21 protein-coding genes are annotated in these 25315 nt (G+C 62.4%); 15 read left to right on the top strand and 6 right to left on the bottom strand.

All coding sequences use genetic code 11. The features are described 5' to 3' along the window. Positions 1-18 precede the first annotated feature (18 nt). The 14 genes from tssC to QMX97_RS10910 are packed head-to-tail and all read left to right on the top strand — an operon-like array spanning position 19 to position 17602. On the top strand, positions 19-1494 hold the full coding sequence (gene tssC, locus QMX97_RS10975) for a type VI secretion system contractile sheath large subunit (RefSeq protein WP_065907797.1): 1476 nt from the start codon (positions 19-21) through the stop codon (positions 1492-1494). Between the two features lie 14 nt (positions 1495-1508). Next, positions 1509-1910, top strand: a complete 402-nt coding sequence (gene tssE / locus QMX97_RS10970) for a type VI secretion system baseplate subunit TssE (RefSeq protein WP_282396924.1) — start codon at positions 1509-1511, stop codon at positions 1908-1910. After that, positions 1900-3687 carry a type VI secretion system baseplate subunit TssF gene (gene tssF / locus QMX97_RS10965; RefSeq protein ID WP_282396923.1) on the top strand — a complete coding sequence of 596 codons (1788 nt, stop codon included), beginning with the start codon at positions 1900-1902 and terminating at the stop codon, positions 3685-3687. The genes tssE and tssF overlap by 11 nt, the downstream gene beginning before the upstream one ends. Beyond that, positions 3651-4658, top strand: coding sequence for a type VI secretion system baseplate subunit TssG (tssG, locus tag QMX97_RS10960; protein WP_282396922.1), 1008 nt, complete (start codon positions 3651-3653; stop codon positions 4656-4658). The genes tssF and tssG overlap by 37 nt, the downstream gene beginning before the upstream one ends. 12 nt (positions 4659-4670) lie before the next feature. Then, positions 4671-7103, top strand: coding sequence for an AAA family ATPase (locus QMX97_RS10955; protein ID WP_282396921.1), 2433 nt, complete (start codon positions 4671-4673; stop codon positions 7101-7103). After that, entirely contained in the window at positions 7100-8632 is a 1533-nt protein-coding gene (locus QMX97_RS10950) for a sigma 54-interacting transcriptional regulator (RefSeq protein WP_282396920.1), read from the top strand. The genes QMX97_RS10955 and QMX97_RS10950 overlap by 4 nt, the downstream gene beginning before the upstream one ends. A 41-nt stretch (positions 8633-8673) precedes the next feature. Beyond that, positions 8674-8805, top strand: a complete 132-nt coding sequence (locus QMX97_RS10945; RefSeq protein WP_242485911.1) for a type VI secretion protein — start codon at positions 8674-8676, stop codon at positions 8803-8805. A gap of 16 nt (positions 8806-8821) precedes the next feature. Beyond that, the gene (gene tagH / locus QMX97_RS10940; protein WP_282396919.1) at positions 8822-9991 is read left to right on the top strand and encodes a type VI secretion system-associated FHA domain protein TagH; all 1170 of its coding nucleotides are present in this window, start codon (positions 8822-8824) and stop codon (positions 9989-9991) included. Positions 9992-9996: 5 nt separating this feature from the next. Further along, complete coding sequence (gene tssJ / locus QMX97_RS10935; protein WP_282396918.1) at positions 9997-10476, top strand: type VI secretion system lipoprotein TssJ; 480 nt, start codon at positions 9997-9999, stop codon at positions 10474-10476. 1 nt (position 10477) lies between these two features. Further along, positions 10478-11806 carry a type VI secretion system baseplate subunit TssK gene (gene tssK, locus QMX97_RS10930; RefSeq protein ID WP_282396917.1) on the top strand — a complete coding sequence of 443 codons (1329 nt, stop codon included), beginning with the start codon at positions 10478-10480 and terminating at the stop codon, positions 11804-11806. 5 nt (positions 11807-11811) lie between these two features. Next, entirely contained in the window at positions 11812-12675 is an 864-nt protein-coding gene (icmH, locus tag QMX97_RS10925) for a type IVB secretion system protein IcmH/DotU (RefSeq protein ID WP_282396916.1), read from the top strand. Between the two features lie 15 nt (positions 12676-12690). After that, a complete protein-coding gene (gene tssM, locus QMX97_RS10920; protein WP_282396915.1) occupies positions 12691-16053 on the top strand; it encodes a type VI secretion system membrane subunit TssM in 3363 nt (1120 codons plus the stop codon). Further along, entirely contained in the window at positions 16050-16763 is a 714-nt protein-coding gene (locus QMX97_RS10915) for a PP2C family serine/threonine-protein phosphatase (protein WP_106803600.1), read from the top strand. The genes tssM and QMX97_RS10915 overlap by 4 nt, the downstream gene beginning before the upstream one ends. Then, on the top strand, positions 16760-17602 hold the full coding sequence (locus QMX97_RS10910) for a serine/threonine-protein kinase (RefSeq protein WP_282396914.1): 843 nt from the start codon (positions 16760-16762) through the stop codon (positions 17600-17602). The genes QMX97_RS10915 and QMX97_RS10910 overlap by 4 nt, the downstream gene beginning before the upstream one ends. Before the next feature lies 1 nt (position 17603). Here QMX97_RS10910 and QMX97_RS10905 read toward each other — a convergent pair whose 3' ends face one another. The 3 genes from QMX97_RS10905 to QMX97_RS10895 form a co-directional block, all read right to left on the bottom strand. Then, entirely contained in the window at positions 17604-17939 is a 336-nt protein-coding gene (locus tag QMX97_RS10905) for a DUF6388 family protein (protein WP_282396913.1), read from the bottom strand. A gap of 28 nt (positions 17940-17967) precedes the next feature. Next, positions 17968-18213, bottom strand: a complete 246-nt coding sequence (locus QMX97_RS10900) for a hypothetical protein (RefSeq protein WP_106803602.1) — start codon at positions 18211-18213, stop codon at positions 17968-17970. Positions 18214-18308: 95 nt separating this feature from the next. Beyond that, positions 18309-19628, bottom strand: coding sequence for a serine hydrolase (locus tag QMX97_RS10895; protein ID WP_282396912.1), 1320 nt, complete (start codon positions 19626-19628; stop codon positions 18309-18311). 247 nt (positions 19629-19875) lie between these two features. Between QMX97_RS10895 and QMX97_RS10890 the strand changes: the two genes are divergently transcribed. Beyond that, positions 19876-21951, top strand: a complete 2076-nt coding sequence (locus QMX97_RS10890) for an EAL domain-containing protein (protein ID WP_282396911.1) — start codon at positions 19876-19878, stop codon at positions 21949-21951. Here QMX97_RS10890 and QMX97_RS10885 read toward each other — a convergent pair. Genes QMX97_RS10885 through QMX97_RS10875 form a run of 3 tightly spaced genes read right to left on the bottom strand, consistent with a single transcriptional unit; the run spans position 21948 to position 25222 of the window. Beyond that, positions 21948-22781, bottom strand: coding sequence for a metal-dependent hydrolase (locus tag QMX97_RS10885; protein ID WP_282396910.1), 834 nt, complete (start codon positions 22779-22781; stop codon positions 21948-21950). The two genes, QMX97_RS10890 and QMX97_RS10885, sit on opposite strands and share 4 nt — an antisense overlap. A 15-nt stretch (positions 22782-22796) precedes the next feature. Then, the gene (locus QMX97_RS10880) at positions 22797-23687 is read right to left on the bottom strand and encodes an SDR family NAD(P)-dependent oxidoreductase (RefSeq protein WP_282396909.1); all 891 of its coding nucleotides are present in this window, start codon (positions 23685-23687) and stop codon (positions 22797-22799) included. Further along, entirely contained in the window at positions 23684-25222 is a 1539-nt protein-coding gene (locus QMX97_RS10875; protein WP_282396908.1) for an NAD(P)/FAD-dependent oxidoreductase, read from the bottom strand. Before QMX97_RS10875 ends, QMX97_RS10880 begins: the two co-directional genes overlap by 4 nt. Positions 25223-25315 lie beyond the last annotated feature (93 nt).

Genomic DNA, 25315 nt, shown 5'->3' with positions numbered 1-25315 from the left:
TAAAAGGACACTGACAGCATGACCACCCAACAGAACGCGACGCCTGCACACGCCGTGGATGAATACAGCATCCTCGACAACATCATTGCCCAGACTTTGCTCGGCGCCGACGACGAAGCGTACGGGATTGCCAAGCGGGGCGTCTCGGCGTTTATCGAAGAACTGATCAAGCCGCAGAACAGCGGCGAGCCGGTCAAGAAACGTTTGGTCGACCGCATGATCGCCGAGATCGACACGAAGCTCAGCCAGCAAATGGACGAGATCCTGCACCACCCGGATTTTCAGGCGCTGGAAGCCGCCTGGCGTGGCTTGCAGTTACTGGTCGAGCGCACCGACTTCCGTGAAAACATCAAGATCGAACTGCTGAACGTCTCGCGGCAGGACCTGCTGGATGATTTCGAAGACTCACCGGAAGTCACCCAGTCGGGGTTGTACAAGCATATCTACAGCGCTGAATACGGCCAGTTTGGTGGTCAACCGGTGGGCGCGGTGATCGCCAACTACTTTCTTTCCCCCAGTGCGCCCGACGTGAAGCTGATGCAATACGCTTCCAGTGTGGCCTGCATGGCCCACGCGCCTTTTATCGCTGCCGCCGGGCCGGGCTTTTTTGGCCTGGAAAGCTTCACCGGCCTGCCCGACCTCAAGGATCTCAAAGACCATTTCGAAGGTCCGCAGTTTGCCAAATGGCAAAGTTTTCGCCAGAGCGAAGACTCGCGCTACATCGGGTTGACGGTGCCGCGCTTTCTGCTGCGTACGCCTTACGATCCCCTTGAATGCCCGGTCAAGACCTTCGGGTACCAGGAAAATGTGGTGAACAGCCACGAGCACTATCTGTGGGGCAATACGGCCTATGCCTTCGCCACCCGGTTGACCGACAGCTTCGCGCGCTTTCGCTGGTGCCCGAATATCATCGGGCCGCAAAGCGGAGGGGCCGTGGAAGACTTGCCGTTGCATCACTTCCACAGCATGGGTGAAATCGAAACCAAGATTCCCACCGAAGTATTGGTGTCTGACCGGCGTGAATACGAGCTGGCGCAAGAGGGCTTCATTGCCCTGACGATGCGCAAGGGCAGCGACAACGCCGCGTTCTTCTCCGCCAGCTCGGTGCAGAAACCCAAGCAGTTCGGTATCAGCGCCGAGGGCAAGGACGCCGAACTGAATTATCGCCTGGGTACCCAACTGCCCTACATGATGGTGGTCAACCGCCTGGCCCATTACCTGAAGGTCTTGCAGCGTGAGCAACTGGGTTCGTGGAAGGAGCGCACCGACCTGGAACTGGAGCTCAACAAGTGGATTCGCCAGTACGTCGCCGACCAGGAAAACCCCAGTGCCGAAGTGCGTGGACGACGTCCATTGCGGGCGGCACGCATCGTTGTCAGTGACGTCGACGGTGAGCCTGGCTGGTATCGCGTGAACCTCAGCGTGCGACCGCACTTCAAGTACATGGGGGCGGATTTCACCCTGTCGCTTGTTGGCAAGCTCGATAAAGCATGAGCAGGGGGCAGGGGATGACCCACAACCGAAGCCTGTTCGAACGCCTTGATCGCCCGGAAACTGCGCCCGTTTGCGGCGTGACGTCTGTAGCAGCCCACCTGGGGAAAATGCTCAGCATCCGCGCGGGCAGCGTTCTGACACTGGCGGACTATGGGTTGCCCGACCTCAATGATATGAACCAGAGCTTGCATGAGTCATTGAGCCAGTCGCGCCTGCTGATCGAGCGGTTTATCCGTGCTTATGAGCCGCGGTTAAAGGAGGTGCGGGTCATCGCGCTGCCACGGGATCACGACCCGTTGGCACTCGCATTTGTCATTGAGGCGGTGATGACGGGCCCTGGGGGCAAGCAACCGGTGGTTTTTACCGCGCGGCTGCGTGATGCCGGGCAGGTCGAGGTCTTGCCGGATGTCCTTTAATCGCTATTACCAGAGCGAGCTCAGTGCGCTGCGTCAACTGGGGCGACGTTTCTCCGAACGCAATCCGGCGCTCGCACCGTTTCTTGCCGAGCCCGGCCAGGATCCGGATGTCGAGCGGTTGCTGGAGGGCTTTGCGTTTCTCACGGGGCGCCTGCGGCAGAAACTGGACGACGAGTTGCCGGAGCTGACCCATTCCCTCATGCACTTGTTGTGGCCCAACTACATGCGGCCGATGCCTGCTTTCAGCATCCTGCAGTTTGATCCGTTGAAGCATGCGGGGCCGGGTGTGAGTGTTGCGCGGGATACACCGGTGGAAAGTGCGGCCATCAACGGCGAGCGCTGTCGCTTCCGTACCTGTTACGCCACACAGGTCCTGCCGCTGCAACTGAGCGCTGTGGACTACAGCCTACAGGGCCAGCAGGGCCGGTTAAGCCTGCGCCTGGAGATGAGTGCCGAAGGCAATTTCAGTGAGTGGACCTTCGATCAATTGCGCCTGCACCTGGCCGGCGATCGCTATCTCGGCCAAGGGTTGTACCTGGACCTGTTGCGCCATCTCGAAGGTATCGAGGTGTTGCCCTTCGGCCACGATGGCTTGCCGGTCTGCGGCGTTGATGGCCAGGCGCTCGCGCTGCGGCTCGGTGCCGACCAGGTGAGCCCGGTGGGATTCAACGAGGAGCACGCGTTGATTCCCTACCCGATGAATACCTTCCGCGGGTATCGCCATTTGCAGGAGTACTTCGCCTTTCCTGACAAATACCTGTTTGTCGACGTCGGTGGGCTGAATGCGCTGCGCAGCTTGTCGCCAGAGCAGCTCAGACAGGTGCGTGGGGTGGTGATGCGTTTCGAGCTGCGCAATCCGTGCCATGGGCCCCGGCACCCCACGTTGGAGAATGTGAAGCTGTACTGCACGCCAATCGTCAACCTGTTCAAGCATGACGCGGTGCCCATCCGCCTGGACGGCAAACAGGACGAGTACCTGCTGATTCCGGGGGAATATTCGCGCGAACACGCCTGTGTGTTTTCCGTGGACAGCATCACCGGTTGGCAGCCCGGCGGGCAGGGGTATCGGACCTACGTACCGTTCGAGTCCTTCGAGCATGACGGCGCGACCGAGGCATCCAAGGCGTCACCCAGCTACAGCATCCGCCAACGCCCATCCGCACAGCACGCCGGGCTCGATACCTGGCTGGGGTTCGACAGGGCGCCGGAGCACGATCAGGAAACGCTGTCTATCGAGTTGACCTGTACCAACCACAACCTGCCCAGGTTGCTTCAGATCGGGATGATCAACCAGCCATGCGAGCAGACACCACAAGGGTTGTCGTTTCGGAATATCAGTGCACCGACGGCGAGTTTCTCACCGCCCCTGGACCAGGACTTTCTCTGGCGGCTTATCAGCAACCTGTCGCTCAACTACCTGTCACTGAGCGACATCAATGCCCTGAGGGTCATCCTCGAAACCTATGACTTGCCGCGCTACCACGACCGGCAAGCGCAGAAGGTCAGCGAGAGACGGCTGGGCGCATTGCACTCCGTCAGGCATGTGGCCGTCGACCGATTGCAGCGTGGCCTGCCGTTTCGAGGGCTACGCATCGACCTGACGATCGATCCGCAAGGCTTTCTCGGCCAGGGCGAAGTGTTTGTGTTCGCGTCGGTACTCAATGAGTTCTTCGCACTCTACGCCAGCCTGAATGCCTTCCACGAACTACGAGTCATCAGCACACAAGGAGACGTGTATCTATGGCCACCCCGGATGGGCCAGCAATCCCTGCTTTGACGGCGCTGTCCTGCGTCATCCGTGAGTACTCGCTGTTCCAGGCGGTTCTGCAGGTGATCAAGCGTCTGCGTGTTGCCCATCCGACCTTGGATGACGACGCGCTGTATGACCAGTTGGAGTTTCAGGCCAACCCGGGCCTGGGGTTTCCCGGTCACGATATTGACCGGGTGGAGTTTTTCGTTGAGCGCGGCCTGTTGCGAGCGCGGCTGCGCCTTAACGTGCTGGGCCTGTGCGGTGCCGGTTCGCCACTGCCTGCGTTTTATGGCGAGCAGGCGTTTGCCGATGGCGTAGGCGGCAACACGACGCGCGAGTTTCTCGACCTGTTTCACCATCGCCTGCAGCGGCTGATGCTGCCTATCTGGCGCAAATATCGCTATCGGGCGTGTTTCCAGGCGGGGGCGCGAGATGCTTTTTCCGAGCAGATGTTTGCCTTGATCGGCTTGCGGGGGCCGCAGATCCGCAACGCTGTGCCATTGAACTGCAAGCGGCTGCTGCCCTACCTGGGCTTGCTCAGCCTGCGCGCGCATTCGGCAGCCTTGATCGAAACGGTGCTGCGCTACTACTTCAAGCACCGTCGCGTGCACATCGAGCAATGGGTTGAACGCACGGTGGTGATTGCCGATTCACAGCGAAATCGCCTGGGTACTGCCAACAGTGTGCTGGGTGTGGACCAAGTGCTGGGAAGTCGGGTTGCCGATCGCAGCGGCAAGTTCAGGGTGCACGTGCAAGGTCTCGACTGGCAGCGCTTTCACGGGTTTTTACCCACGGGCACGGACTATCCATTGTTGTGTTCATTGGTGCGACTGACCGCACGGGACCCTCTGGAATATGACCTGCGCCTGGTGCTGGCCAAGGAATCGATAAGGCCATTGCACCTGGGCGAACAGAACGTTTGCCACCTCGGTTGGACCAGCTGGCTGACGCATGAATGCGCTGACGGTGTGGTCATTGTGGCCAGCAACGCTAATTAGGGATGAATCATCATGATGAATGTGGACCTGCAACACCTGATCCAGACGTTGAACGCCCAAGCCCGCCAGGACCTTGCCCGTTCAGCCGAGCGTTGTGTGGCTCGCGGCGGCACGCAAGTGCTGGTGGAAGACTTGCTGTTGGCCTTGCTGGACGATCACGAAGGCCTTCTGATGCAAGCGTTGGCGGATGCAGGGATCGACGCCGGCGAGCTGCGAGCCACCTTGCAACCCAAGGGCGAGTCGAGCGCGTCACGCAACCCGGTATTTGCCCTGGCGCTGGTGCAATGGCTGCAACAAGCCTGGATGGTTGCCCACCTGGAGCTCAAACACACCGAAGTTGATCATGGCGCCTTGTTGCTGGCGCTGTTGCGCCATCCGTTGGAGCACGCGGGCAGTGGCTATCAGGCGGTGATGAGCCGATTGGACACGCGGCGTGTGCAGGATTTTCTGATGGCCCAGGCACCTCGGCGTCCCTGCGCACCGAATGGCGAATCCTTGCTGGAACGCTTTACCCACGACTTGACGCGGCAGGCCCAGGACGGGCGTATCGACCCGGTGTTGTGTCGCGATGCCGAGATCCGGCAACTGATCGACATCCTTGTGCGCCGGCGCAAGAACAACCCGATTCTTGTCGGCGAAGCCGGGGTGGGGAAAACCGCAGTTGTCGAAGGCCTCGCCTTGCGTGTGGTCAGCTCGCAGGTGCCCGAACCTCTCAAGGGTGTACGAGTGCTGACGCTGGACCTGGGCTTGCTCCAGGCCGGTGCCAGTATCAAGGGTGAGTTCGAACGGCGCCTCAAGGGTGTGATCGATGAGATCAACGCGTCGGCGCAACCGGTGATCCTGTTTATCGACGAGGCTCATACGTTGGTCGGGGCGGGCGCCCAGGCCGGGTCCTCGGACGCGGCCAACCTGCTCAAGCCGGCCCTGGCGCGTGGCGAGTTGCGCACCATCGCCGCGACCACGTGGAGGGAATACAAACAGTACTTTGAAAAGGATCCTGCGCTGGCACGGCGTTTTCAGCCGGTGCTCATCGGTGAGCCGAGTGTCGACCAGGCGATTTCGATCCTGCGCGGATTGGTGCCGGTGTATGAGCGCAGCCATGGGGTCTACGTTCGTGACGATGCCGTCGTTGCGGCTGCACAGTTGAGCGCCCGTTACCTGGCAGGGCGTCAGTTGCCGGACAAGGCGGTGGATGTGCTGGACACCGCCTGTGCACGCTTGCGCACCAGCCGGGACAGCGCGCCCGAAGTGTTGCAACGCCTGTATGCCGAACAGGCGGCAGGTGCGCTGCAGCACCAGGCGTTGAGCCGTGACAGGGACACCGGGCTTGTCGTCGATGAACAGGCCTGGCAGGGGTTGAACCTGCGCATGGCGGCAGTGGAATGCGAGCGGCAGCCGCTGGAGCAACAGTGGCTGGAGCGGCAAGCGTCTGCGCAACACGTGTGCCCGCGCCTGGTCGCGCAGGTCATCAGCGCCTGGACCGGCATCCCCGTTGAACAGCTGGCCCTTGAGACCAATGAGCGGGTTATGGGGTTTGCCGACGCGCTGCGTTCGCGCCTCCTTGGCCAGGAGCAAGCCGTACAGGCCCTTGATCGCAACCTGCGCGCGGTGGCCGCCGGGCTCAACAAGGTCGACGCACCCGTCGGGGTGTTCCTGCTGGTGGGCCCGAGTGGCGTGGGCAAGACCGAGACGGCCCTGGCCCTTGGTGACCTGCTGTACGGCGGCGAGCGTTTCGTCACCACCCTCAACATGACCGAGTATCAGGAAAAACATGCGCTGTCGCGGCTGATTGGCGCACCACCTGGCTATATCGGCTATGGCGAGGGCGGGGTGCTCACGCAAGCCGTACGCCAACGTCCGTATTCAGTGGTGCTGCTCGATGAGGTGGAGAAAGCCGACCCGGACGTGTTGAACCTGTTCTATCAGATTTTCGACAAGGGGCTGGCCAATGACGGCGAAGGGCGGGAGGTGGATTTTCGCAACACGTTGTTCCTGATGACCTCCAACCTCGGCAGTGAGGCCGTCGGCGACTTGTGCGCGGGTGGCCGGCGCCCGGATGTGCAGGTGCTGCAAGACGCGCTTGAACCGCTGCTGCGTGCCCACTTCAAGCCTGCACTGCTGGCGCGGATGCGGGTGGTGCCGTACTACCCGCTCACCGGTGAGCTGCTGCATGAAATGGCCCGGCTCAAGTTGGAGCGCCTCGGGCAAAGGCTGCAACTGCGCAAGCTCGCCTTCAGCTACACGCCTGAGCTGGTGGCGCACATGGCTGAGCGGTGTACCCATGGTGACAGCGGTGCCCGGTATATCGATCAATGGATCGAGATCCACTTGCTGCCACAGGTGGTGGATCGGTTGCTGGAGGCCATGGCCAGTGGCGAGCCCCTGTCGCGGGTGCATGCCGGCCTGGGCAGCCGTGACGAGCCCAGCTGCGAGTTCAGCCAATGAGGGATGACCGCTTGAACCCGCTGACCCATCCCGTGGCCTACGCCGAGGCGCTGCTGGCGTGGTTCGCGCGCCTGGGCATCGATGGCGACGAGACGACGTTGGCGGGTCTGTGTGTCGAGGCGGCCGCGCAACTGAGTCAGTGCGAACTCAGCCAATTGTATTGGCGCAACGAGACAACCGGCGGACTGCGGCTGATTGCCGAGCATTTGCCTGCGGGACTGCCGGCCGCCGGGCCGGTTTTAAACGCGGACTCCCAGGGTGAGCAAGTGCTGCAGCATGTGCTCAGTCAGCGAAAGGGCCTTTGCATTGATGACCTGCCGACCAGCGTCTACGACACCGGGTTCTTGCCCGCGATGGCGACGCCTTGGCATTCATTGTTGTGCGTGCCGCTGTTCAACCGGCAGAAGACCCTCGCGGGCGTATTGCTGTGTGCGAGCCACCACTCGAAACCGTTGCAGGACTACAGCGTTTCCCTCGGCCATCTGGCGAGCTTCGCCTTGATGCAACTGGCGTTGCTGCGACGGATGCGCACTGCGCAAAGTGTCGCGCAGCCGCAGGACTGTGCGCCCGTTCCTCGCGCGGCGTTGGGCTTGATCGGCAACAGCACGGCCATGGATGCCACCTGTCGACTGATCGCCAAGGTGATGGGGACCCCATACACGGTGCTGCTGCGCGGCGAAACCGGTACCGGCAAAGAGGTGGTGGCACGCGCCATCCATGCCGCGGGGCCGCGCAGCAGCAAGGCTTTTGTGGTGCAAAACTGCGCGGCCGTTCCGGAAGGCCTGCTGGAAAGCGAACTGTTCGGTTACCGCAAGGGCGCCTTCACAGGCGCCGAACGCAACCACGCAGGGCTGTTTGATACGGCGCACGGTGGCACTTTGCTCCTGGACGAGATCGGCGATATGCCGCTGTCGCTGCAGGCCAAACTGTTGCGGGTATTGCAGGAAGGTGAAATTCGCCCATTGGGGTCCACAGCGGCGCATAAAGTCGATGTACGCATCATTGCCGCGACCCATCGAGACCTCGCTGCGATGGTCGCACAAGGGACCTTTCGCGAAGACCTGTACTACCGGCTGGCGCAATTTCCGATTGAACTGCCGGCCCTGCGTGAACGCGATGGGGATGTACTGCTGCTGGCGCGTGATTTCACGCAACAGGCCTGCACTGCCCTGGGGCGCGCGCCCGTGGAGTGGTCGAGTGCTGCGCTGGATCAGCTCTCCAGGCATGGTTTTCCCGGCAATGTGCGCGAACTCAAGTGCCTGGTGGAGCGCGCGGTGCTGCTCTGTGACGACGGCGTGATCCTGCCGGAGCACCTGTCCTTGTCAGCGGTTCCCACCGATGAACCCGTCGACACCACGTTGCGCCAACGCCTGGAGAGGGTGGAGCGCGTATTCCTGATCGACTGCCTGCACAAGAACCGTGGCAATCGCACGCGTACCGCTCGCGAGCTGGGCGTCGCGCGCCGCACGCTGCTCTATCGGCTGGCCCGCCTGAAGATTCCCATGGGCGATGCCCGCGAGGAGGGCTGAATGAGTGCGTGCGCATACCTGATTTCCCTGGGAGGAACCTGATGCCTTTTCGTCCGTGGCAAGCCGTGGTGCTTGTGTTGTGTTTGCTGGGTGGCTGCAACGCCAATTATGTCTTTGATGATGCTGACTATCGTCCGTTGGGTGATCCCCAGGCGGCCCGTCGCGGCCATTGAACAGGGAGGTCCTGCAATGCAATTAGTGCTTGAAGTGTGTGAAGCCGCGAGGGGTGAGTTGCCGGCGCGCAAAACGTTTGACGGCATCGGCGGCGTGATCGGTCGAGGCAAGGCGTGTGACTGGATCATTCCGGACACCGCGCGGTTGATTTCCAGTCACCATGGCCTGGTCAGCTACCGTGATGGTGGCTACTTCCTCACCGATATCAGCAGCAACGGTATCGGTGTGTCCGGCAGTGTGGAGCGCCTCTGCAAGGGGCAGGCGCGGTTGATCAACGAGGGCGATGTGTACCAACTGGGCGCGACGCAGATTCGAGCCCGGCTGATCGGACATCAGCGCCATCCAGGCGTCCAGGGGCAACCCATTCCCGACGATGCGTTCCTAGGGTTGGACCCGCTCCAAGCGCTGGAGCGTGAACAACGCGGTGGCGAATCAGCGCCGGAGCTGGACGCGTTGGACACGTGCACAGACGCGGTCGGTCACTCGATGGATCACCGGGCTGTGGACCATGACCACCTGGTCGTGCCTCAGTGGGCTGAGCCGGTCAGGGAGATTGAGTCGCCACAACCCGACAGGATTGCCCCGGCAACCACAGAGACCTTCTGGGCGCAGTTCGGCGAGGCGTTGGGCATGCAGGTGGATATGCTCGATATTCCCGAGCGCGAAGCCCTGGCGATCAAGGCCGCCGGGTTGCTCAGGCAAACCATCGATGGTTTGCAGCAAGGCCTGCGAACCCGCGACGAGCTGTACACCGAGATGGGCCTGGATGGCTGCACTTCGGTGATGCGTCAGAACCCCTTGAAAGACTGCGGCGATCCCCAGACGGCCCTCGCGTCGCTGTTGGGTGGTGGCGATCCGCGCCAATGCCAGGCCGAGCGGTCGGTCGTCCAGGCGTGGCAGGAATTGCAAGTGCATCAACTGGCCCTGGTCGTGGCTTGCCGTACCGCCGTGCGCAGCGCATTCGCGCGCTTTGCGCCAGGCCATCTGCTGCTGTGTTTCGAACGCGAGGGTAAGCCGCGCCGTTTGCTCACCGATGGCGCGCACTGGCGCGCTTACCAACGCCACTACCGTCGGTTGAGCGATGAGGCCTGTCCGGAGGAGCCGCTATTGCGCATTGATTTTTCCAAAGCCTACACGGAGCAGGTGCGCCTGATCTCCACCCTGCACGCGGCGTACCCGGGATGATGTTCATGTATCGATTTGCATCAATGGTAGTAGCGCTGGGCCTGTTGGTCGGTTGCAGCAGCGTGTCGCCTTTTTCGACCCTGACCAAGCTGGACCTGACGTTGACGGCCAGCGACGAGGTCAACCCCGATCTTCATGGCCGTCCTTCGCCGGTGGTCGTGCATTTGCTCGAGCTGCGGCATCCCGTGGCATTCGAGCATGCCGACTTTTTCAGCCTGTATGGCCGGGCCGAACAGTCCCTGCCCAAAGACTGGGTCAGCAGCGAAGAACTGACACTGCGGCCCGGGGAGCGGTTGGCGCTCAAGCTTGGCGTTGGGCCGAACAGTCGTTACGTCGGCATCCTGGCGGCCTATCGCGACTTGCCCCAGGTGCAATGGCGGCTGGTGTTGCCGGTCATGCCTGCGCACCTGACGCGTGCCGACCTGGTGCTGGACCAGACCGGTATTCGTTTCGCCGTCCCGCACACCGACAGGCAGGAGGATTGAGATGCAGGTGCATAACGTTATCTGGCGCGAAGGCATGCTGCTCAAGCCCCAGCATTTGCAGCACAACGATCGCTACTACCATCAGCAGCTCAACCGCACTCGGTTACTGGCCGGTGATGCCTGGGGGTTCCTCACCCTGGAAGTCGACTTGCAGTACCTCAATCTGGGCAAGGTGGTGGTCAACCAGGCCAGTGGTGTATTGCCGGACGGCAGCCTGTTCGAGCTGAGCGGCGCGATGCAACCCCTGGTGTTGCAGGTACCCGCCGACGCTGGCCCGCAAGCCGTGTACCTGGCCTTGCCCTTGGTGACCTTGAATCAGATTGAAGTGCGCAACCCTGAGCAAATCGATGTGCTGGCGCGCTATGTGGCCTGTGAAACCGAGATTGGCGATTCCAACGCCGGCGTCGACTCGCGCTGCCAGATCAACTGTGCACGCCCGGACCTGCGCCTGATCCTGGGAGAACAGGCCAGTGACCCGTGCTACGTGAAACTGCAGGTCGCCCAGTTGCTGGACTCGACCCGCGAAGGCGGGGTGCGGCTGGACACGGATTTCGTCCCGACGTTCATCTATCTCCAGGAGGCCGGCTATGTCTCGTCGTGCGTCAAGGAGGTGATCAGTCTCCTTGCAAGCCGTGGCGATGCGATCGCCGCGCGCGTCCAGGGTAATGGCACCTCCGCAGGCGCACAGGTCGGCGACTTTCTGATGCTGCAACTGATCAATCGCGCCGAACTGATTGTGCGTCACGACCTGGGCCAGACCCAGGTTCGTCCAGAGGCGGTGTACCGCGAGTTGCTCTCGATACTCGGCGAGCTATCGACGTTTGCGACCGATAGCAAGCGTGCGCAATGGGACGTGCATTACCGGCACGCCGACCAGGGTGCGAGCTTTCGCGGCTTGATGGTCGGCTTGCGCGCCGTGCTGTCGTCGGTGCTCGAACAGCATGCCATTGAGCTGGTGTTGCAACCGCGCCAGTACGGGGTGCTGGTCTGCCCGGTGAGTGATCTCAAGTTACTCGGGACGGCGACGTTTATCCTGGCAGCCGCCGCGCAGTGTGATGCGCAAGAGCTGCGCCATCGACTGCCCGCCCACCTGAAGATCGGCCCGGTGGAGCGCATCCGCGAACTGGTCAACCTGCATCTCGCCGGTATCAAGGTCAAGCCACTGCCGGTGGCGCCGCGACAAATTCCGTTTCACGCCAACAAGACCTATTTCATGCTCGAACTCAGTGCCCGTGACATCACGCAGTTGGAGCAATCGGGTGGTTTTGCCTTCCATGCCAGCGGCGAGTTCGCCGAGCTGGAACTCAACTTCTGGGCCATTAGGAACTGACTGCCATGAACAGGGAAAGTGAATACGCACAGGATGAGAAAACCGTGCTGCTTGATCGCGATGGGGTCGGACCGGCGCAGGGGCCGTTGACGGACGCTCCCTCGCCACCGCGCTTCGAGCAACTGGAAGACCGGATGATCTACACCGCCCGCCTGCAGGAGGCCCAGCGCTTCAATATGGGCCCCAATGCGTTGTTGGCGGCGGCGTGGGAACTGCTGTCGCAGGTGGTACAGCTCAAGGCCAGCGCCGGGCGTGAAAACCTGCAGGCCCTCAATGAGCGGCTGTCATCCGGCGTGGCGATGTTTGAGGCGCATGCCTTGCAACAGGGCGGCGAGGCGGGCCAGGTGATGTCGGCGCGTTATGTGTTGTGCAGTGTGATTGACGAGGCGGTGGTCACCACGGCGTGGGGCAGTCGCAGTGAGTGGCCGCGGATAAGCCTGTTGAGTCGCTTTCACAATGAAACGTTTGGCGGCGAGAAATTTTTCCAGCTGCTTGAGCGGCTGTCGCGTGATCCCTTCAAGCACGTGGCGCTGCTGGAGTTGATGTACCTCTGCCTGTCGATCGGCTTTGAAGGCAAATACCGTGTCATGGAGCGAGGCGGGGCCCAGCTCGATTCGGTGAGGGATGCCTTGTACCGACAGATCAAGCATGTGCGGGGTGATCGTCCCTCGATGGCCGCACCGTCCGGTGCAGCGCAGGGCCGCCATTCTCGAATACGCATGCTCTCTACCCCTGCGGTCGTGGCTGTAGGGTTGGCCGCTGTGCTGGCGATGTACCTGGGTTTTGCCTGGGTACTGGGCAAGGAACGCATGACGGTGCTGCAACCTCTTCAACTGTTGGCGTCGGCTCAGGCTCGAACGCCCTTGTAACGCTGGGAGCAAGGAATGAACGCATTCTTCAAGGGCGCGGGCAGGGTGCTGCGCAAAATCTGGGTCTGGAGCCTGTTGCTGGTGTTCGCCGGCGCGCTGCTGGTGTGGTGCTTCGGGCCATTGCTGGCCGTCGATGACTATCGTTTCTGGCACAGTGCGACGGCGCGCCTGCTGAGCATCAGTGGCTTGTTCCTGCTGTGGGGGCTGGCAATGGTGTTGGTGGATGCACGCCGGTCAGCGCGGCTCAACCAGCCGGAACACCAGGCGAAGCATCAGCACCAAGGGCTGATCAGCAATGAACGCCAGCAGGTGCGCGGACGCTTCAAGGAGGCGCTGCAGACACTGAAAAGCACCCGCCGCTACGGTGAGCGCAGCGAGCGTTGGCGCAGCGAGTTGCCCTGGTATTTGCTGATCGGGCAACAGGGCAGCGGCAAGACTCACTTGCTGGCCGCCAGTGGTCTGCAAGGTCCGCTTGATCGAACCGGGCCCGCCGCTCTGGGGGCAACCTCCTGCTGTGATTGGTATTTCGCCGACGAAGCGGTGCTGGTGGAGACTGCCGGCCGCTACCTGACTCAGCCTGACCCTTCAGTGGATGCGGCCGGATGGTTGACATTGCTGGGTCTGCTGAAGGCACGGCGCAGGGCGCGGCCGCTCAATGGCGTGGTGGTGACGTTGTCGGTGGACACGTTGCTGGGCAGCAATGAGCATGATCTGGAAATGCAGGCGCGTCATGTGCATAGCCGCCTGCAGGACATCCAGCAAAGTTTGCACGTGGATGTGCCGGTTTACTTGGTGTTGACCCAGGCCGACCGGTTGGCGGGCTTTGCCGAATTCTTTGATGTGCTGCAAGGCGACGGCCCGGAGGACGTCTTCGGCGGGCGCCTGGAGACCGACGGTGCCGGCGTGGAGATCGCCCAGGTGAGAGCCGCGTTCGAGGCACTGTTGCAACGCCTTGGGGCGGAGTTGATCCCGCGTTTGCACCAGGAGCGAAACATCGAGCGACGTGGCCTGATTCTCGATTTCCCACGGCAGGCTGCCCGTCTCGGCGAGCGCTTGTGCCTGTTCGTCGAGGCGGCGTTTTCCGCTCATCGCTACCAGCGTATCAATGGGTTGCACGGGTTCTACCTGACTTGTGCGAAGACGAGCGAGGTGCGCGCGCATTTTGTCCAAGCCCTGTTCAACCGCGTGATTTTCGCCGGGGCCGACCTTGCCGGGCTGCAGGCTCCGGAACGGCATCGCCTGCGACGACGCCAAGGATTGCTGGCGTTGACGGCAGCGTTGGTCCTCGGCGCTGCGGCGGTGTTGTGGGGGCACAGTTATTCGTTCAACCATCAACGCCTGGCGCAACTGCCGGAGCTGCTCAAGCCTGCGCCACCCACGCCACCCGGTGCAGACGAGACCCTGGTATTGCTGGCGCTGCTGGACAATCGCCTGGCGGCGACGCGGGTGTTTGCCCCGTTGGCAGAGGTGCGCTGGGTGGATCGGGCCGGGTTGTACCAGGGGCAGGTGAGTCGGCCGGTGTTGGCCAACGCCTATGAAGAAACCCTGCTTCAGCAACTGCTGCCGCAGGTGAGCCGCCTGCTGGAGGAGCAGTTGCAGAACAGCCTTGGCGAGCGTGAACGACTGCTGGAGACCCTGCGCGCGTACCTGATGATCAATCTGCGCGAGCGGCGCGACACCCGCTGGTTGACCGAGCATCTGGCTGGCCTGTGGTCTGCGCGTTATGCCGGGGATATGTCAGTGCAGACGCGGTTGAATGAGCACTTTGCGCGGTTGCTGGAGCAAGCGTTCGCAGTGCCCGTGAACAAGGCGCTCGTGGCCCAGGCGCGCCAGGTATTGCGCGGTGAGTCGCTGGCAGACGTGGTCTACCGGACATTGCGCGAGCAGGCCAGCAACCTCGAACCTTACCGGTTGGCCGAGAGTCCGGTGTTCTCCCCACTGGAGCCGCCCATCCCCGGCTTCTACACCAAGAGATACCTGCAGTATTTCGAGAAGCAGGGCCCCCGACTGGTGAATGCAATCGCCCAGGACAACTGGGTGCTCGGAGAGGGCACCGACCTCAGTCCCATGGATTTGCGCAGCTTGATGCTGGCGTTGGAGCAGCGCTACTTCAGTGAGTATGCCGATGCCTGGAGCCAGGCCCTCAGCCGCATCCGGCTGCAGGAAAGCGACGACCTGAGGCAAGTGGCCGACCAGCTTGCAAGCCTCACATCAGCCCAGTCTGCATGGGTCCAGTTGTTGCAGCAGGTCCGTGAAAACACTCAGCTGTTGCCGATCCATGAACGGCTTGACGCGATCGGCCAGCAGGCGGGCGCAGCAGGTGTGGCAGTGCCTGGCGCCTTGCTCGCGCAGGTCGTCCCCGATGCCGCCCGGCGCGCGCTACAGCGTCGCTTCGAGCCTTTGCATCAACTGCTTGATGAAACGCAAAATCCAGGCGCCAAGCTCACACAGGCATTGCGCCTGCTCGATGAATTACACCTGCAACTGTCGGCGCTGAACCGGGAAAGCTCGCCGGAGCAGGCCGCGTTCAAACTGGCCAAGCAACGCATGGAGGGGCAGCAGCCGCTGTTGAGCAACCTGCGCGATGCCGCTACGCGCCTGCCGTTGCCGCTCAAGGGCTGGGTCGAAGGCATTGCTGACCAGACCTGGCGTCACCTGCTCGATGACGCGTATCGGCACGTGAACCAGCGTTACCACAGTGAGGTTTACGCTTTTTACGCCAAGGCGATCCAGCGTCGATACCCGTTCAATGCGCATGCCGGCAGTGATGTTGCCTTGGGCGATTTCCAGGAGTTTTTCAAACCGCGGGGGGCAATGGCGCGCTTCCATGAGGGCTACCTGCGGCCTTTCGTCAGCGTCGAGGGTGCGCGTTTTCGCTTGCGAAGCGTGGATGGGCGCAGCCTGCCGATGTCGCGTTCACTGCTGGAACAACTCAACAAGGCCCAGATCATTCGCCAGGGTTTTTTCACCGAGGAGCAGGGGGAGTGGGCGGTTCGATTCACCCTGGCGCCCTATAGCCTGGACCAGGCGGTGAGCCGGGCGATCCTGCAGGTGGGTGAGCAGCAGTTAAAATACCGTCATGGTCCGATCGTGCCGATGGCCTTTCAATGGCCTGGCGAGGCGGACAACCGGCGCAGCAGCCTGGTGCTGGAGCGCGGTGCGCAACGGCCACTGGGGATTGAAAAGAACAACGGGGACTGGTCGCTGTTTCGCCTGTTCGATCTGATGCAGAGTGAGCCGGCCAGCGGCAGGGAAGCGCAGATCATCAAGGCCGACCTTGCCGGCCTGCGCGCCAATTACCTGCTGACCAGCCAGCGCAATCCCAGCCCGTTCCAGATGGCGGCCTGGCGCACCTTCCGCTTGCCGGAGCAGTTGTGAGCCAACGACCGGCCTGGCGCAGCGCCGGGCGTACCCTGCAAGGCAAGGCGCGCTCGCGCAACGAGGACGCTTTTCTCGATGCACCGCAGGCCGGTTGTTGGGCGGTGGCGGATGGAATGGGCGGCCACCAGTCGGGGGACGTGGCCAGCCAGCGGGTGATCAGTAGCCTGGCGGCGTTGCCTGAGGGTGGCTCTTTCGAGCAACGCATCGAGGCGGTCCGGGTTTGCCTGCGCGGGCTCGACAGTCAGTTGGGCCAGGTGCTTGCGCAACCGGGCATCGTTGGCAGTACGGTGGTCGCCTTGCTGCTTGAAGCCAGCCGTGCGGCCTGCATCTGGGCCGGGGACAGCCGCTGCTACCTGTGGCGTGGGCAGCGCCTGTATCAACTGTCGCGTGACCATTCGCTGCAACAGCAACTGATGGACACGCAGCAACTGAGCCTGGAGCAAGCCCAGGCCCACCCGAGCGCCAGGGCCTTGACCCGTGCGATTGGCGCGCGCCGACCGCTGAGCCTGGAGGTCCTGGAACTGCGCACGCGCCCAGGCGATGTGTTTTTGTTGTGCAGCGATGGGCTCTACCAAGGGCTCAGCCATGGTCAACTTGGCAGCGCCATGAGCCTGGACGCACCCTGGCAAGTGGTGGAGCGCTTGTTCAGCGAAGTGTTGCGCGGGCCGGCGCGGGATGACCTCACCGCTGTGGTGATCCAGCCATGAGCGTCGCTGCAGCCTTGCCGAATCTGCTGGCGGGGCGTTATCAACTGGAGCGCATACTCGGCAGTGGGGGCATGGGCGTGGTCTATCGTGCCCGCGACCTGCTGCATGAGGCGTTTGGCGAGCCCAGCGCCGGCATCGCGCTGAAGGTGTTGGGCGAGACATTGTCCGCGTCTTCCGATGCCCATGTGTTGCTCTACAGCGAATTCGCCCTGACCCGCAGCGTGCGGCATGACCACGTGGTACGGGCGTTCGCTTTCGAGGTCGATACGGTTCATCAGCTGGCATTCTTTACCATGGAGCTGATGCAGGGCATGACCCTGGACCGGGTGCTCAAGGGCTGCTTGCAAGGATTGCCGTGGCATGAACTGCAGCCCCTGGCCTTGCAACTGCTCGACGCGCTCGCCTGCAGCCATCGGCAAGGCATCCTGCATGGCGATGTGAAACCCGCCAATATCATGCTGGGAGAGCAGGGGCTGCGCTTGTTCGATTTCGGCCTGGGTTACGCCGAAGCGCAGGAAGCGGCGGGGCTGCCGGGCTTGAGCCGGGGCCGCTTGAACGCCTGGACACCGGCGTATGCGGCACCGGAACTGATCGCCGGTGGCGCACTGTCGGCCCGTACCGATCTGTATGGCGCTGCGTGTGTGCTGTATGACTTGGCCCAGGGGCAGCGCCTCGGCGGGCGCCAGCTTGATCTGCAGCTGCCACGGCCACGACGTTTGCCCAGGCACTGTTGGCCGGCGCTGCGTTCAGCCCTGGCGGCCGATCCGGAGCAGCGGAACGTGAGCATCGCCGAGTTGCGCGAGGCGCTGGCTGGCCCTCGGCGGCGCTGGTTTCTCTAGTTCAAGGCTCCGGTGGAAAGTCATGCAATTGGCAGTACTCGTGCCAACTCAGCCCGGCCATCTGCGCGACCTCCTTGTGCACTTCGCGGCGCTGGGCTTCAAAGATCTCGCTGGAGTCGCTGGTGAGTTTGAGGGTCAGCTCCCAGGCGAACAGGCCTTGGTTTTCGGCTTCTGCTTCGAACGCTTCATGCAGCCGTTCGGCTCGGTACTGTGCCAGGGTTTCGCCCTTGGCCTGGGCGGCCAAGGGGTTGAGGGTGTCCAGTTGCATGGCCACGTCCGGGTGTTCGCTCAAGAATCTGTCCAGTGCAAGCTGGTGGTTATCGCCGGGTGGTGACAAAGGTGTACTCCTGTGGGACTGGTAGTGTTTAGTGCGTGTGACGACGGGCTCGGCGCTGTAGGTGTTTTCGCATGTGGCGGCTGATCCGGCAACGTATCGGTTCCAGCAAAAACAGTAGCACGTAGGCGGCCAGCACCAGGGCAAGGTCCAGCAAGCCATCGTCGATAGGGGCGTTGAACCGTCCGATGATGTCCCTGACCGTGAACAATAGGGTGATGCCGCACAGCCAAAGCACGGCGTTGAACAGTAACGGGCGCAAAAGTTTGTCTTGCATGATGAGCGAACCTCCTTGATGTCGGACTCCCGCTCCTTCGGGAGGAACAGCACGTCGAGTGGAGCGCCTACGCCGCAGCCCTGAACTGGCGCAGATCAAGCCCCCGGCTGTGCCAACAGATAACGCGCCATGGCCTCGTATGCCGGCAACGTGACGGCGTCATTGGCCGCATTGGCCGCGATCGGATGGGAGGCGAACCGCACAATCACCATCTCGGCCGCAGGATCGATATAGATACTCTGGCCATGGACCCCGCGCGCCATGAAGGCGCCATCCGGGTTGTGGGTGACCCACCACATGGCGCGGTAGCTCCAGCCTTTCAATTGACTATAGCCTGCCTGGGCAAAAGCCTGTTTGTCGCCGCCCTGGCGAATCGTTTTCAGCACCGCCTCGGGCACGATTTGCTCGCCGTTGTAGCGCCCGTTGTTACGTAGCATCTCGCCAAAGCGCGCCATGTCGCGCAGCCCGGCGTTCAAGCCACCACCGGCGAACGGTGTGCCGATGGAGTCGACGGTGAAATAGGCATCCTGTTCACTGCCCAGGCGGCTCCAGATGCGTTCGCTGAGCAGTTGGGCAACGTTGCGGCCGGTGGCACGCGCGATCACCCAACCGAGCACGTCGGTGTTGACGGTCTTGTAGCCGAACGCCTGTCCATGTTCGCCGCGCTGCCTGACGGTTTGCAGGAACTCGAAGTAGCTGCGCGGCCCGACGTAGTCCTTGGGCTTGGGCAGCGGATTGCCGGCCTGGGCATGGGCCCAGACCTCTGCCGTGGGGTCGGCATAGTCTTCGCTGTAGTCCAGTGCCGTAGTCATGTTCAGCACCTGCTCTAGCGTGGCACTGCCGAACGCGGAGTTCGCCAGTTCGGGCACATAAGTCGCGACCTTTGCCTGCGCATCGAGGGTGCCCTCGGCGACGAGCATGGCGCCCAGTGTGCCGATCACCGATTTGGTCACGGACATTGCCGCATGTTGCCCGTCTTCTTTCAACACGCCGAAATAGCGCTCGTACACCACGGCCCCGCGGTGCAGTACAACAATGCCATCGGTGTAGGTGGCATCCAGGCTCTGGCGCCAGGTCAACGCTTGGCTGGCGCCATTGGGTACGACGCGCAGTTCGTCGATGCGCGGGTCAAGACGCCGGGGCAACGCCGTGCTCGCACCGAGCCCACGGGACACATTGATCGTGGGCATCAATTGACGAAAGTTCGCCACGCTCCAGCGCATGGCCGGGAAGCGAAAATAGCTGCCATCTTCAAATCGCAGGGTTCGCTCCGGCGGTGGCGGAGCACCGACCATCCACTGGAGGCGGGCCGGGTCACTGGCTTGGGCGTCGGCAAAGCTGGCTTCGGCAGCGTTGGCCACGGTGGTTGAAAGACCCAGCAGCGCGCCGGTCATGAGGGGCAGGATTCGTCGCATCAACAGGCACCTTGATCGTGGATAAGACACACGGAGCAAGGCCTGGGCTCGAGTCCGTTCGAGAATGACACGGCAAAGGATGGGCTAACTGACCGTACCCGACAAGCGTCAACGGACAGCGTGAGCGGGGAATGTTGCGTGTGCCGCGGCAAAAGCCTTTCGCTCCCGGCATCAGGACGTGTAGCGTTACGCAGGGTTTTCAGGCCTGCCAGCCACGGGCAGGGTGCGATGGGCAGAGGGACGGGTCATGGCGCAAACGCTGTTCAAACTTTTCTTTACCCAACGTCTGGCCGCCTTGGCCAGTACCGAGTCGCTGCGCGCGATCCGCGAAGGGTTGTTGTGGATCCTGCCGTGCCTGCTGGTCTCGGCCGCTTTTCTGATCCTGTCCGAGTTCGCCCGTGTGCTGGGCTTCGACCCACAAGTGGTGGCGTTCCTGGCCGCGCTGCACAACCAGATCAGTTCGGTGATTCCACTGCTGGTCGGTGCGTCCATCGGCTACATGTTGGCGATCCAGCATCGGCTGCCGCAATTGCCGGTGGCATTCCTGTGCCTCGCCCATGTGGTGGTGGCGACGTTTATCCTGCGCGAATACCCCCGGGCCTCGGCGACGTTCGTGCTGTTTATCGCCATCGCCTCGCCGCTGCTCAATGTGCCGGCCATTGCCTGGCTGCACCGGTACCGCTGGACACGCCTGGTCAATGAAGACCTGGTCGGGCACAACCTCAGGGGCACGATCAACATGGTGCTGCCCGGAGCGATCACGGCCTTGGCGCTGGTGCTGGTGCTGTCCTTGTTGTTGCAGGTTCCTTACGTCGCGCAGATCCAGGGGCCGCAAGTGCTGGATGCACTGGAGTCGCCCTACGGCAGTGGTTTATTCGTGACCCTGATGAACTCGCTGTTGTGGTTTTTCGGGATTCACGGCGTGTACGCGATGCAGCCGCTGTTCAATGTGCTTGACCAGGCGGTGGCCCTCAACGGTGCGGCGTTGGTGGCGGGCGAGCCGATCAAGTATGTGCTGAACGGTGGCTTGCTGGGCTGTTTTGCGTTTATCGGTGGCTCCGGTGGCGCGTTGTGCCTGCTGGTGGCGATCCTGCTGTTTTCCAAGAGCCAGTCCATGCGCCTGGTGGCGATGGCGAGTGTGCCGCTGTCGCTGTTCAACGTCAGCGAGGTGCTGCTGTTCGGCTTGCCGATCATTCTCAACCCACGCCTGTTCATACCCTTTTTGATTGTGCCCGCGCTGAATGCGACGGTGGCGCTGACGGTGGTGCAAATGGGCTGGGTGTCGCCGGCTGTGGCGAGCGTGCCGTTCACCGCACCGGTGCTGCTCAACGCCTACCTCAGCACCCACGGCGATGTCGCGGCCGTCGCGCTGCAAATCGCGCTGCTGGCCTTGGGCACGCTGGTGTATGCGCCGTATGTCCGGGCGATTCATCGCCAGGCCACCGAAGGCGGCACGGTCTACCTCAAGTCCCTGGACATGACCTTCCGTGGGCTGGAGGAAAAAGGCCGGCTGCGCGAACTGGACCCGGTATTGGCGTCCCACCGGACCCTGGCGCGCCAGGCCAGCGAGCTGAGCCATATCCAGCAGATCAGCGACTATGAGTTCTACCTCGAATTCCAGCCCCAGGTCTCGACCCGGACCGGGCTGTGCACCGGTTGCGAGGCGTTGATGCGCGCGCGCGACGCCCAGGGCACCGTGCATTCGCCGTGGGAGTTCCTGCAATGGCTGGCCCAGGCGCGGCTGATGCCGGACGTGGATATGTGGGTGGCGTCGCAGGCGGTGCGCCAATACCAGAAGTGGCAGAAGCTGGGCTTCGGGTTGCCGATGACCATCAATATTTCCAGCGCCACCCTGACCGACGCCGCCTATGGCGAGCGTCTGGTGGAGATCCTGGCCCAGGCCCATGGCCAGGTCTCGGTGGAGATCACCGAAGATGCGCTGGTCTCGGACATCCAGGCTACCCGCCAGATCATCCAGAAGCTGCAGGCCATTGGCGCCAAGGTGTATATCGACGACTTTGGTACCGGGTTTTCGGCGTTGAGCTACCTGCACCAGTTCCCGGTGGACTTTATCAAGATCGACCGCAGCTTCGTGGTCGCCCAGCACGACCCCAAGGGCGCCCAGGTGATGACCGGCATGCTGCGCTTTTGCGAGGCGCTGAACCTGGGCGTGGTGGTGGAGGGGGTGGAAACCGCCGAGCAGTTGGCTTTCCTGAACGGCGGCACCGAATTGATTATCCAGGGCTGGTATTTCAGCAAGGCGCTGCCCGGCGATCAGTTGCAAGGCTTTGTACGCGAGCGCGCGGACCTGGCGAAGGTTTAATAGCTGCGCCGGGTCTGTTCGATGTCCTCGACCAGGCCGTCGATCGCCGCCAGGCGCGCGCGGTTGTCGTGGTCCCAGGGATGGAAGCCGGGTTTGAAGTAGTGCAGCCAGGGCACCAGCATCCGTGGGAAAACCCCCTTGGGTCCGTAGAGAAACTTCAGCATGCGCCAGAACCCCTTGAGGAATCCCACGGACTGGCGGTCGGCAATCAGCAGGCGCACGTGGAAATCCAGCACCACCAGCCAGAAGAACACCGTGGTGGTCAGCATGGTGCCGGTGCGCAGCAGGTAGCGTTTGGTGCCGGGCTTGATCACGCGGTTCCACACATCGAAGGCCACGGCCTTGTGCTCGGTTTCTTCCAGCGCGTGCCAGTACCACATCTGTTGGTAGCCCTTGAGCGAGTCGCCAAAGCGTGACGGGTCGCTCAGCAGGATTTCCGCGAGCATCGCCGTGTAGTGTTCAAGCGCGATGGTGATCGCCAGGTTGAACGACGGCGCGAAGTGTTTCTTTTGCAGGTCGAGGATGAATTTCAGGCGCCGGTCCAGGGTGTGGGCGGGCAGGCCCGCTGCTTGCAACAAGTCGTTGTAGGCCACGTGTTCACGGCTGTGCATGGCCTCCTGGCCGATAAATCCCTGGATCTCTTTCTTCAGGTGCGGATCATCGATGCGCTGGCGGTAATGGCGCACGCTGTCCATGAAAAACAGCTCGCCCTGGGGAAACAGCAGCGACAGGGCGTTGAAGAAATGCGTGATGAACGGGCCCTGTTCGTGCCAATTGGTGATGCGCTCGGCAGGCAGGTCGAAATGAATATCGCGACGGATCGGCAACATGGTGCGTGCTCCTGTTCAGAGTCTGGGCTCGTCGTTGGTTTCAAACACTGGCGTGCGCGGCTTGGGCGCCATGCGCCGGCTGGCGAACACCACCAGCACCTGGTACGCCGCCGGCAGGCAGCGGGCGAGCAGGTCGAGAAAGTACGCGTCGCGGCCAATCAGCACGCGGCGTTTGTTTTTGCGCACGCCGTGCAGGATCACCTTGGCGGCCTGGTCGGCGTCAGTGATGAAGAGCTTTTCGAAGTCGGCGCGGGCCTGCTGTTCGCTGTGGATCAGAAAGCCGGTCATGTTCGCGTCGATTCGGCTGCTGCGGCAGATATCGGTGCGAATACCGCCCGGGTGCACGCAGGTGGCCGAGACGCCGCAGCGCTGCAGGTCGAGCTCCTGGCGCAGGGATTCGGTAAAGCCGCGCACGGCGAACTTGGTGGCGTTGTAGCCGCTCATGCCGGGCTGCGCGAAAAGGCCGAACACGCTGGACGTGTTGATCACGTGGCCCTCGCCGGACGCTTTCAAATACGGCAGGAACGCCTTGGTGCCATGGACCACGCCCCAGAAATTGATGCCGACGATCCACTCCAGGTCGGCGTAGTCGACGCCTTCGACAGTACTCGACAAGGCCACCCCGGCATTGTTGAACACCAGGTTGACCTGGCCGTGTTCGGCCACACAGCGCGCGGCCCAATCCTGCATGGCCTGGCGGTCGGCAACATCCAGCACCTGCAGGGTGATGTGCACGGGTGAGAGGGTCGAGGCCTTGATCATCTCCAGCGTCTGCTCCAGCCCTTGGCTGTTCTTGTCCGACAGCGCCAGGTGGCAGCCTTCCCGTGCGAGGGCCAAGGCCAGGGCGCGGCCCATGCCGGACGCGGCGCCAGTAATTGCCGCCACGCGGCCATTGAAGGTCTTCATGACAGGCTCCCTTCTGCAGTGGAGTGAGGCGCTTGGACGGCACGCGTCGGCGCATTGATCGGCACCAGGCTGGCCACGTAGTCCTTGAGCGCAAACTGGCGGGTCACCTGCTTGAAGCGCCAGGTCGAACCCGGCCACAAGGTGGTGTTCTTGCCGGTGCGCGGGTCGAGGTACCAGCTGCGGCATCCGCCGGTGTTCCAGATGGTGCGCTTGAGCTTGTCCTGCAGTTGCTGGTTGTAGGCGCTTTCCACCGCTGGCTTGACGTCCACACTGGCAATGCGATGGCGCTGCATCTGCCGAAGCGCGTCGAGGATGTAAGTGACCTGGGCCTCGATCATCAGGATCATCGAGTTGTGTCCCAGGCCGGTATTGGGCCCGACAATCAGGAACAGATTGGGATAGCCCGGCACGGTGGTGCCTTTGTAGGCGTGGGCGCCGTCGTGCCAGGTGTCCATCAGGTCTACGCCGTTACGCCCAATGATGCAGTCGCGGGGCAGGGGATCGGTGGCCTGGAAGCCGGTGCCGAAAATCAGGCAGTCGGCCGGGTGCTTGATGCCGTCGGCAGTGATCACGCCGTCGGCTTCGATGCGTGCCACGGCGTCGGTCACTACCTCGACATTGCTGCGCGACAACGCCGGGTAGTAGTCATTGGAGATCAGCACGCGCTTGCAGCCGATGGTGTAGTCAGGCGTCAACGTCTTGCGCAGGGAAGGGCGGGCGACTTGTTTGTGCAGGTGGCGCAGGGCGATTTTCTGCACCATTTTCATCAGCCGCGGATGCAGCGCAAAGCCGACCACGCGGCCTTCCAGGGCCCAGTAAAACGCACCGCGCACCAGGCGCTGGGTGAAGGGCAGGTGCTTGAACAGCCAGCGTTCGGACGGGGTAATTGCGCGGTCAGGCTTGGGCATGATCCACGGCGGCGTGCGCTGGAACAGGTCCAGGTGAGCCACCTGTGGCGCGATCTGCGGCACAAACTGAATGGCACTGGCCCCGGTGCCGATCACCGCCACGCGCTTGCCTTTCAGCGAGTAGTCGTGGTCCCACTGCTGGGAATGGAAGCGTTTGCCCTTGAAGTTCTCCAGCCCTGGAATATCCGGCAATGCCGGGCGCGACAAGCCGCCCATCCCCGACACCAGCACCCGCGCACTCACCTGGCGACCATCGTTGAAGCTCAGTTGCCAGCGTTGCTCCTGTTCATCGAAGACCGCGCGTGTCAGGCCCATGCCGAAGCGCAGGTAGGGCTTGAGCTCGAAGCGCGTGGCGCAGCGTTCCAGGTAAGCACGGATTTCCGCTTGGGGCGCGAATTGCCGCGTCCAGTCCGGGTTGGGCGCAAACGAAAACGAATACACGTGCGACTGCACATCACAGGCGCAGCCCGGGTAGTGGTTGTCTCGCCAGGTGCCGCCGAGGGTCTCGGCCTGCTCGGCGATAAAGAAGTCGGTGAAGCCGGCTTCCTTGAGCTTGATGGCCATGCACAGGCCGGCAAAGCCTGAGCCGATGATGGCGATATCGATCAAATCACTGTGGGCATTCATAGGCAGGCCCTCGTAGGCATCGGATGTGCTCCTGTTTTTGTTTTGTCTTTTAGATAGAACACCATTGCAAAGGAAAATTGAATTATTTATTTT

The organism is Pseudomonas sp. PS01298 (assembly GCF_029959745.1).
In the GTDB taxonomy this organism is placed as follows: Bacteria; Pseudomonadota; Gammaproteobacteria; order Pseudomonadales; family Pseudomonadaceae; genus Aquipseudomonas; species Aquipseudomonas aylmerensis.
The sequence above is the reverse complement of the archived record's forward strand: the minus strand, read 5'-3'. Positions and strand labels throughout refer to the sequence as shown.

Bases quoted from the DNA above. Each gene is read 5' to 3' on its own strand.
- QMX97_RS10890 (WP_282396911.1), top strand. From the start codon at position 19,876: ATGGCGCAAACGCTGTTCAAACTTTTCTTTACCCAACGTCTGGCCGCC.
- tssG (WP_282396922.1), top strand. From the start codon at position 3,651: ATGGCCACCCCGGATGGGCCAGCAATCCCTGCTTTGACGGCGCTGTCC.
- tssC (WP_065907797.1), top strand. From the start codon at position 19: ATGACCACCCAACAGAACGCGACGCCTGCACACGCCGTGGATGAATAC.
- icmH (WP_282396916.1), top strand. From the start codon at position 11,812: ATGAACAGGGAAAGTGAATACGCACAGGATGAGAAAACCGTGCTGCTT.
- QMX97_RS10945 (WP_242485911.1), top strand. From the start codon at position 8,674: ATGCCTTTTCGTCCGTGGCAAGCCGTGGTGCTTGTGTTGTGTTTGCTG.
- tssJ (WP_282396918.1), top strand. From the start codon at position 9,997: ATGTATCGATTTGCATCAATGGTAGTAGCGCTGGGCCTGTTGGTCGGT.
- QMX97_RS10885 (WP_282396910.1), bottom strand. From the start codon at position 22,781: ATGTTGCCGATCCGTCGCGATATTCATTTCGACCTGCCTGCCGAGCGC.
- QMX97_RS10910 (WP_282396914.1), top strand. From the start codon at position 16,760: ATGAGCGTCGCTGCAGCCTTGCCGAATCTGCTGGCGGGGCGTTATCAA.
- tssE (WP_282396924.1), top strand. From the start codon at position 1,509: ATGACCCACAACCGAAGCCTGTTCGAACGCCTTGATCGCCCGGAAACT.
- QMX97_RS10875 (WP_282396908.1), bottom strand. From the start codon at position 25,222: ATGAATGCCCACAGTGATTTGATCGATATCGCCATCATCGGCTCAGGC.
- tagH (WP_282396919.1), top strand. From the start codon at position 8,822: ATGCAATTAGTGCTTGAAGTGTGTGAAGCCGCGAGGGGTGAGTTGCCG.
- QMX97_RS10895 (WP_282396912.1), bottom strand. From the start codon at position 19,628: ATGCGACGAATCCTGCCCCTCATGACCGGCGCGCTGCTGGGTCTTTCA.
- QMX97_RS10955 (WP_282396921.1), top strand. From the start codon at position 4,671: ATGATGAATGTGGACCTGCAACACCTGATCCAGACGTTGAACGCCCAA.
- QMX97_RS10880 (WP_282396909.1), bottom strand. From the start codon at position 23,687: ATGAAGACCTTCAATGGCCGCGTGGCGGCAATTACTGGCGCCGCGTCC.
- tssK (WP_282396917.1), top strand. From the start codon at position 10,478: ATGCAGGTGCATAACGTTATCTGGCGCGAAGGCATGCTGCTCAAGCCC.
- tssF (WP_282396923.1), top strand. From the start codon at position 1,900: ATGTCCTTTAATCGCTATTACCAGAGCGAGCTCAGTGCGCTGCGTCAA.
- QMX97_RS10900 (WP_106803602.1), bottom strand. From the start codon at position 18,213: ATGCAAGACAAACTTTTGCGCCCGTTACTGTTCAACGCCGTGCTTTGG.
- QMX97_RS10950 (WP_282396920.1), top strand. From the start codon at position 7,100: ATGAGGGATGACCGCTTGAACCCGCTGACCCATCCCGTGGCCTACGCC.
- tssM (WP_282396915.1), top strand. From the start codon at position 12,691: ATGAACGCATTCTTCAAGGGCGCGGGCAGGGTGCTGCGCAAAATCTGG.